This is a genomic window from Streptomyces sp. NBC_01478 (assembly GCF_036227225.1).
Lineage (GTDB): Bacteria > Actinomycetota > Actinomycetes > Streptomycetales > Streptomycetaceae > Streptomyces.
In genome coordinates, this window is sequence record NZ_CP109444.1 from 8,708,736 (window position 1) to 8,713,714 (window position 4,979).

Annotated in this window: 5 protein-coding genes; all 5 read left to right on the forward strand. The window is 67.1% G+C overall.

The features are described from left to right. Positions 1-54 precede the first annotated feature (54 nt). The 5 genes from OG223_RS39375 (at position 55) to OG223_RS39395 (ending at position 4,961) form a co-directional block, all read left to right on the forward strand. Positions 55-378 (forward strand): WXG100 family type VII secretion target, encoded by a 324-nt coding sequence (locus OG223_RS39375; RefSeq protein WP_019075403.1) that lies wholly within the window; start codon positions 55-57, stop codon positions 376-378. A 116-nt stretch (positions 379-494) separates the two neighbouring features. Next, entirely contained in the window at positions 495-944 is a 450-nt protein-coding gene (locus OG223_RS39380; protein WP_329259421.1) for a type VII secretion system-associated protein, read from the forward strand. A gap of 106 nt (positions 945-1,050) precedes the next feature. Next, entirely contained in the window at positions 1,051-4,107 is a 3,057-nt protein-coding gene (locus OG223_RS39385) for an AAWKG family protein (protein ID WP_329259425.1), read from the forward strand. A gap of 40 nt (positions 4,108-4,147) precedes the next feature. Next, positions 4,148-4,597, forward strand: coding sequence for a YbaB/EbfC family nucleoid-associated protein (locus tag OG223_RS39390; protein ID WP_329259427.1), 450 nt, complete (start codon positions 4,148-4,150; stop codon positions 4,595-4,597). Positions 4,598-4,604: 7 nt separating this feature from the next. After that, on the forward strand, positions 4,605-4,961 hold the full coding sequence (locus OG223_RS39395; RefSeq protein WP_329259430.1) for a hypothetical protein: 357 nt from the start codon (positions 4,605-4,607) through the stop codon (positions 4,959-4,961). Positions 4,962-4,979: the final 18 nt, after the last annotated feature.

Here is a 4,979-nt window from a genome sequence, read left to right on the forward strand (position 1 = left end):
CCCCGTGACCTCGCGGTCACGTCCGATCCCCACATCGCGTAAGAGAGGCAAGCTGTGGCAGACAACCTGTCCGACGGTGTCATCTACGTCAGCTACAACCACATGTCGAACGCCGCGGACGACATGGTGGCGCAGACCAAGGCGATCGCGCAGACGCTGTCGAACCTCGAAGCCGAACTCGGCGAGCTGTCCAAGACCTGGTACGGCAACGACGCCGACACCTACCGCCAGAAGCAGGCGGCCTGGGACGGCGCGGTGCAGAACATGGAGACGCTGCTCACCTCGCACTCGCAGCTCCTCAACGAGATCTCCAACAGCTACAAGTACAGCGAGAACTCGCTCAGCCAGATGTGGTCCGAGGTCACGATCGGCCGCTGAGCCGCTCGGCTCCACCGCACCGGCCGGTCTCCTCGCGGTCGGTGCGGTCCAGGCTCCTTCCCCTTCCGTCGCCGCGCCGTACACCGGGCCGGCGCGTTCCGCCCGCGGAGGCACCCATGGCTGATCTGACCCACCTCGACTCGACCGCGCTGAAGAACTTCAAGAACACCGACATCGCCGACTTCATCAGCGATCTGCTGGAAATCCGCAAGGACAACCCGGCGGGCGTCCGGTCCCTGAAGAACCTGATCGCCGAGACCGGTGCCGGCTCGGCCCAGGGCCTCGCCAAGATCCTGCGCATCGGCCTGATGAACGGCGGCGACAGCTCGGACCCGGTCGGCGGGGGCACCCTCGTGGAGGCGCTCAAGACGCAGGCGACCGCGCTGGACAAGATCCTCACCGATCACAAGACGCTCTTCGACGACATCGACGACGCGCTGGACGAGACGATCACCAAGCTGCTGAAGACCCAGGGCGACAGCCTCGACTCGATCGACGGCGAGAAGCTGCTGGACATCTTCGACACCGTCGACGGCGACATGGGCGGCAGCGACTCGACGACCTGATGCCGGTGCGGGGCCCGCCGACTCCCGCCGAGCCCCGGGCCCCGCACCCGCACCCCGCTCTCTCCCTGTCCTCGCCCCCACATTCCCAGCAGCGGAGTTCCGCCCCATGGCCGACAGCACTCCTTCCTCCGGGTCCCCCACCTACGACCCGGACGACTACTTCGCCCAGGCCGTCACCGACTTCACCGGCTATACGATCCCGACCCGGTCGAGCCTGTTCACCAAGCTCAGCAGCTCGAACGACGACTCCTTCGGCAACCTCAAGCTGTTCCGGATGGACATCCAGGGCATGGACATCAGGTCCGTGACCGCGGCCGACTACTCGGCGATCGGCGGCTGGCACGTCAACAGTGGCGAGGACTACGACCTGGCCTTCTACGACGCCGGCGGGGACGGCGCGCACAACAGCGTGGACATGAAGAAGGCCCGGATCGTGATGATCGGCGTCACCGTCGACGAGCACGGCCGCGCCACGCTCTGGAGCGGTGGGGACATCGTCGGCGGCGGCGCGTTCGAGGGCTCGTACTCGCACGTCCAGTGGGACTCGGGGCCGATGGCCCAGTACATCTCGGGCAGCAAGCTGGTCCTCGACCACATCCTGGCGTCGCCGTACTCGACGCAGGGCTTCTCGTACAGCGGACTGTCGGTCGTCGACGCCAACGCCGTCGACATGCTCTCCTTCGAGAACACCGGGCAGTCCTTCGACCGGGTGGTGCAGTTCTTCAAGGACCACTCGGACGTCGTCAACCAGTGGATGACCTCGCTCGGCGAGGACCAGGCGGCCTGGAAGGGCAAGGCGGCCAGCCTCTTCTGGCATCTGCTGGACGAGCTGAAGACCAACTACGACGGCTACGTCTCCCAGTTGGGCGGCCGCGACTACACGGCGACCAACAGCACCCTCGGCGGCTACGTCCCGAAGTCGAAGCTGAGCGACGCGCTGGCCGCCGCGCAGCAGGCGCTGAAGCAGGCGATCACCGACCTGCAGACCGCGTGGAACAACTGGGCGTCGGACGGCCAGCACGACCCGCACTACCACGTGAAGAAGATCCTCGACGAGATCAGTCAGTGGGTCATCAACAACAACATCAACCACGTGATGGAGGAGACCACCGCCGCGGGCGAGAGCGTCGTCACGACCTACTCCACCACCGACGGGTTCAAGCAGGTCCACCCCGACTACGGCGACCTCACCCAGAAGACCACCTGGCAGAAGGTCGCCGACGGCGCCGTCAAGAGCTGGTCGGACCACGCGGACTCCAAGCTCAAGCAGCCGTCCATCGACGCGCTCAGCAATGTGAAGAACGCCTGGGCCGATGTCGAGGACGCCTTCGCCCAGGAGGTCAAGAACAAGAACAACGAGACGCTCTCCGAGGTCCTCCAGAAGGAGGAGAACGAGATCGCCGAGGACGAGGCGAAAGAGAACAACGACAAGCTCAACGAGAACCTGAACAACCTCGGCGACAACCTGAACAACCTCAACGACAACGTGAACGACAACCTCAACAACCTGGGGGACAACCTCAACAACCTGAACGACGGCCTGAACGACAACCTCAACAATCTCGGCGACAACCTCAACAACTTCGGCACGAACCTCAACGACAATCTGAACGACAACCTCAACAACATCGGTGACGGGCTGAATTCGAGCCTCAACAACCTGAACGACGATCTCGGCAACAGCCTGAACAACGTCGGCAGCGGGCTCGACGACCTCAACAGCAACAGCCTTCTGAACAACGACGGTTCGGGCGGCAACGACCTGAGCAACCTCGCCAACAGCCTGCTGACCCCGTCGCTCCTGAACGGCAACGACCCCACCAAGAACGGCTCGACCACGCTCAACTCCCCGACCGGGGGCACCACCCAGCTCAACGGCGACGGCACGCTCACCACGACGTTCCCGGACGGCTCCACCCAGACCATCGACCCGTCGACCGGCCTGGTCACCACCACCAACCCGGACGGCACCACCTCGGTCTCCCAGCTCAACCCGGGCACCACCATCACCAACCCGGACGGCTCGACCACCACCCTGAACGACGACGGCACGCTCACCACGAAGTTCCCGGACGGCACCAGCCAGACCATCGACCCGACCACCGGCCAGGTCAGCACGCTCAACCCGGACGGCACCACCTCGCTGTCGCAGCTCAACCCGACCGACGGCTCCTTCACCACCCCGGACGGTTCGACGGCCCAGCTCAACGCCGACGGCTCGGTGACCACGCACTTCCCGGACGGCTCCACCGAGACGCTCAACCCGGACACCGGTCAGATCTCCGTCACCGACCCCTCGGGCCACGTCACCACCACGCACCTCAACCCGGGCGACACCTTCACCAACCCGGACGGCTCCACCACCACGCTCAACAACGACGGCACGCTCACCACGAAGTTCCCGGACGGCTCCGTCCAGACGCTCAACCCGGACACCGGCCAGCTCACCACCACCGACCCGTCGGGCCACACGACCACCACCGACATCGACGGCAGCGGCCTCCCCTCGTCCTCGATCGACACCAGCAATCTCAACGGCAGCACCATCGACACGAGCGGGCTGAACAACGGCACCAGCCTCGACACGAGCGGCCTGAACACGACCGGCCTCAACAGCGGCGGACTCAGCAGCGGTGGCCTCAACACGTCCGGCGGCGGCCTGGATTCGGGCCTCGACGGCGGCTACGACGACTACGACAGCACCCCCTACACCGGCGGCCCGCTGCGCTCCGACGCCCTCGACACCAGCAGCCTCGCCGCCGCCTCCACCGACGCGCAGAGCGCGTCCGGCGGCACCCCGCTCAACCCGATGGGCATGGGCGGCATGGGAGGCATGGGCGGCGGCATGGGAGGCGGCGGAGGCGGTGGACAGGGCGGCGCCACCGAGCGCACCCGGGCCGTCCTCACCGACCCGTCCAACACCTCCACCCGGCGTGGCCGGAACACCCGGGCCGCCTCCGTGGACGAGGACGAGGACATCGTGCTGACCCGGCCCACCACGTCCAGCGCCCCGTACCCGGTGGGCGGTCCCGGCAACAACGCCGCCGGCCAGAACGGCCGCTCCACGGAGAGCGGCGACCGGGCCCGCGACGCGTGGCTCACCGAGGACGAGGACGTCTGGGGCACCGACGAGGGCGGTTCACCGGCGGTGATCGGCCGATGAACACGGGACGTTCCTTTCGGGAGAGCACACGAGGTGCCGGATGAGCAGTGAGTCGATCGAGCAGAAGCTGGCCAAGGCGATGGCCGAACTGGAGGCCACCGAGGCCGCGGTGGCACGCGCCGAGGGCGAACTCGCCCACGCCGAGAGCACGGTGCGCTCGGCGGACCGCGCGGTCGAGGTGACCGTCAGCGCGCAGGGCGACCTGCGCGCGCTGACCTTCCTGGACGACAAGTACCGCACGATGCCCGCGGGTCAGCTCTCCGCGAGCGTGCTGGAGGCGGTGCAGGAGGCCCGGGCCCGGATGGCCCGGCACGTCATGGCCACCTTCGAGCCCTTCACCAAGGCCAACCCCGAGGCGCCCGAGATCACCGGCTTCGACGTGGACTGGAACAAGATCTTCGGCCCCGGTGTCCTGGAGGGCCCCAAGGGCGGCCGACGGCGCGGGGCCGGCCGGCTCCGCGACGAGATCAGCGAAGACCCGGAGGACTGAGAAGAAGATGTCGAACGCCTACTCCGCCAGCCCGCCCGCGCTCGTCGCCGGCACCCGGCAGATCGAGCAGATCAGCCAGTTGGCCAATGAGATGATCAACGAGTTCATCACGGACGTGTCGTCCACCTCCGGCTGGCCCGGACACGACGACGACTTCGCGAAGCAGATGCGGCCGCAGGAGAAACAACAGCGGGAGGGTTCCGTCCAGACCGGCTCGTCCCTGTCCGAGGCCATCGTCAGCATCGGCGACGGCACCCTCACCAACCTCAAGAGCGTGCTGGGCACCCAGAGCGGCGTACTGGACGCCATCCACGACTCGAGCACCGGCGACACCGACAGTGGTTCGCACAACGGAAAGCACTGACGCGGCGGACCGCCCCTG

Bases quoted from the DNA above. Each gene is read 5' to 3' on its own strand.
- OG223_RS39380 (WP_329259421.1), top strand. From the start codon at position 495: ATGGCTGATCTGACCCACCTCGACTCGACCGCGCTGAAGAACTTCAAG.
- OG223_RS39385 (WP_329259425.1), top strand. From the start codon at position 1,051: ATGGCCGACAGCACTCCTTCCTCCGGGTCCCCCACCTACGACCCGGAC.
- OG223_RS39395 (WP_329259430.1), top strand. From the start codon at position 4,605: ATGTCGAACGCCTACTCCGCCAGCCCGCCCGCGCTCGTCGCCGGCACC.
- OG223_RS39390 (WP_329259427.1), top strand. From the start codon at position 4,148: ATGAGCAGTGAGTCGATCGAGCAGAAGCTGGCCAAGGCGATGGCCGAA.